Source organism: Methanogenium sp. MK-MG (assembly GCF_009914725.1).
In the GTDB taxonomy this organism is placed as follows: Archaea; Halobacteriota; Methanomicrobia; order Methanomicrobiales; family Methanomicrobiaceae; genus Methanogenium.
This window is the reverse complement of sequence record NZ_JAAAWJ010000128.1, coordinates 1-3176: the sequence shown is the minus strand read 5'-3', so window position 1 is coordinate 3176 and position 3176 is coordinate 1. Positions and strand designations below refer to the sequence as shown.

The window sequence follows — 3176 nt, the reverse complement described above, 5'->3', positions numbered from 1 at the left end:
TTGCAGAAGAGCTCGATATCCCGGTTGTGGTGATGGGAGATTCAATCCGAGAATATGTGCGTAGATCAGGGCACACCCTGTCCGATCTCTCGATGGGTAAAGCGTCAGCACAACTGCGTGAAAAGATGGGGCGTGATGCGATTGCACAGCTCACCATTCCGCGTGTGGAGGCGTGCGGGACAGAGGCCGTTATCATTGACGGCATACGCAGTGAAGCTGAAGTCGTGCTCTTCAGAAGTAGTTTCCCTGATTTTTATCTGGTGGGTGTTGCATGCTCCGATGCGGTGCGGCTGGAACGGATCTTCGGCCGTGGCAGAGAGGATGATGTCACCTCGGCTGCAGAACTGAATGCCCGTGACGAGCGGGAACGCGGCTGGGGACTGGATGCGGCGCTTGCGATGGCAGACGTGACGGTCACCAATGACGGGAGTATTGAGGAGTATGAGACTGCGGTACGGGCACTGCTCTGTCAGTGTATGGAGGGACGTGCATGACACTTCCGCTCTATTTTGCCTCCTCATCCAAGGTGTGGTCATCGCCGGAGTGGGTATACGGCATCGAAGAGTGTGGGTATGACGGCTGGGAGATATCAGCCGACGGCAATTACCGGCTGGACAACCCGGAGGCGTTTGCAAAAATATCAGAGATTATCGAGACCACAAGCCTTGCAATCAGCGTCCATGCGCCCTTCACTGACCTCAATATCGGCTCCCTGAACGATCCCATCTACCGGGAATCCATCCGCCAGATGCAGCTCTGTGTTACAAAGGCTGCAGATATAACCGACGTGGTGACGATTCATCCCGGCTATATCTCACCCCACGGGCGCCTGGTGCCGCAGAAGGTCTGGAACCTTCACAAGGAGGCACTCCGGGAAATAGGAGCAACGGGTATTGATACCGGGGTGCGTGTCTGTCTTGAGAATATGCCGAAAATTCCGGATTTCCTCTGCATGGAAGCCGATGAACACTACGGGATGATTGAAGGAGTGGATGGCATCTATGCAACCGTAGACCTGGGGCATGCGAACACCACCGGTCAGATGAAGACCTACCTGGATCGTATCGGAACAGCGACCCATATGCATATTCATGACAACCACGGACGTTCGGATGAACACCTTGCCCTGGGGGCAGGAAGCATTGACTGGGATGATGCCGGTGCCCGTATCACTGCCGCATACCGCGGCATCTGTGTCGTGGAAGGCCGCAATCTGGACGAGGCCGCCGTAAGCATAGACGTTTTCAGGAGGTGTTTTTCATAGCAGGAGAGACGCTTCAGGTATACTTCCTCGGAACGGCAGGTGCTCTCCCTACGCCGAACCGTAATCCGGCATGCATCATGATCCGACACGGGGCAGATTCCCTGCTCTTTGACTGTGGTGAGGGTGCACAGCAGCAGATGATGCGGGCACGAACCGGCTTTACGGTCGATGCCATCTTTATCACCCACTGGCATGCAGACCATTACCTCGGAGTTCCCGGCCTGATTCATACGCTCTCGTTTATGGGTCGCACAGAGCCCCTTCCCATATACGGGCCCCGCTGGGTGGACGGGTTTGTTGAAGGCGTTCTCGCACTCGCAAAGAAGCCGCCGGGATTCAGGCTTGACCCCCGGACCCTGAATCATGGGGATGTGGTGCCATTTAACGGATACCAGGTCCGGGCGTTCTCTGCTCAGCACGGGATACCGGGGCTGGGGTATATCCTTGAAGAGGATGCACGCCCCGGCAGGTTTGATCGTGAGGAGGCAATCAGGCTTGGAGTGCCGGAGGGGCGTCTCTTTGGAAAACTCCAGCGTGGAGAGGCAGTCACGGTCGAAACTGACGGGGAGGAGACTGTTGTGGCCGCAGACCAGGTGGTAGGTCCCTCGCGGCCCGGCCGGAAAGTAATCTACACCGGCGACACTCGTCCGAATGTGCGCTCCTGGCTGGGCTGGGGTATGGATGCAGACCTCCTGATTCATGACGCCACCTTTGATGAGAGTGAGGCAGACCGTGCGCCGGAGGTCTACCACTCCACTGCAGCGGAGGCGGGAATGGTTGCGGCCCAGATTGATGCTGCCCGCCTTGCCCTCGTCCATATCAGTTCACGCTATACCAATACAATAACTCATATAGAGGATGCGGGGAAACACTATTCAGGACAGGTGTTTGCACCTGATGATCTCGATATCATCGAGATTCCATACCGGAGCTGATGAAAATGACAGGGGAAGGTGATGAAACTGGTGCTGCAGATATCCTCCCCGATCCGTCTGTTTCTGACAGGTTTTGTCGCTCTGTTAGTATGTGCATTTGCCGCAAGTGCCGCCGGCATCTATCTCGGTTCAGCACGTGACGTTCTCTATCTCCTTCCGGGACTGATGGTCATGGTACCCCCGTCCATTAATATGCGGGGGAGTATATCCGGAGTGCTCGCATCCCGTCTCTCCTCATCGATGCACCTGGGGGCATTTGACGTAGAGTTTTCCCGTGAGTCCGTGCTGGGATCAAATATCAGGGCCTCTTTTTTGACAACGGTTATCATTGGATTCTGGCTGGGCCTCATCGTCTCCGGTATATGCGCTGTCTTTGGTATTGAGGGCATGAGCGTTATCGATTATGTGGTCATTTCCGTTGTGTCAGGCATTATTTCCGGGCTCATTGTAATGGGTATCACGCTCATTGTGGTGCTTATCAGTTACCGCTTTGGCCTGGACCTTGATATGATCGCAGCACCTTCCGTGACAACGGCAGGAGACATTGTCACCCTGCCGGTCCTTGTTGTGACAACCCTGTTCTTTGTTACACTGGCACCCGTTGTGCTCAATATCCTCTTTGTTATCGTGCTTCTTCTGAGTGCTGCCTGTCTCATCTATTCAGTGTACCTCGATGAACCAGTCTTTGAGATAAATCGCGAAATTCTGCCGCTTCTTTTGATCCTGTCTGTTGTCGGAACACTCGCAGGTCTGACCTACACGCTTGACCTGGAGCTGCTCGTCGAATTTGCCGTGTTCCTGATCATCATCCCGCCGTTTACCGGGCTTTGTGGATCGATTGCAGGTATTCTCTGTTCCCGACTTGCAACAGGCATGCATATGGGTGAAATCGATGTGAAGGCGTATCCTGAACGACCGGTGCTGGAACAGTTTGGCGGGTCATATCTCTATGCACTGTTTGTATTCCCCCTCATCGG

The 3176-nt window shown here is 54.8% G+C and carries 4 protein-coding genes; all 4 read left to right on the top strand.

What is annotated here, in order from left to right; genetic code table 11:
• Positions 1 to 494 (top strand): AAA family ATPase (locus tag MKMG_RS11135; protein ID WP_165077998.1); only part of this gene is annotated, 494 nt, incomplete at its 5' end.
• Entirely contained in the window at positions 491 to 1264 is a 774-nt protein-coding gene (locus tag MKMG_RS11130; RefSeq protein ID WP_165077996.1) for a sugar phosphate isomerase/epimerase, read from the top strand. The genes MKMG_RS11135 and MKMG_RS11130, both read left to right, overlap by 4 nt.
• Positions 1261 to 2199, top strand: coding sequence for a ribonuclease Z (locus tag MKMG_RS11125; protein ID WP_165077999.1), 939 nt, complete (start codon positions 1261 to 1263; stop codon positions 2197 to 2199). Before MKMG_RS11130 ends, MKMG_RS11125 begins: the two co-directional genes overlap by 4 nt.
• Positions 2200 to 2220: 21 nt before the next feature.
• On the top strand, positions 2221 to 3176 hold a 956-nt coding region (locus tag MKMG_RS11120), incomplete at its 3' end, for a magnesium transporter (RefSeq protein ID WP_165077995.1).

Coding starts and splice junctions, on each gene's coding strand:
- MKMG_RS11130 (WP_165077996.1), top strand. CDS start 491: ATGACACTTCCGCTCTATTTTGCCTCCTCATCCAAGGTGTGGTCATCG.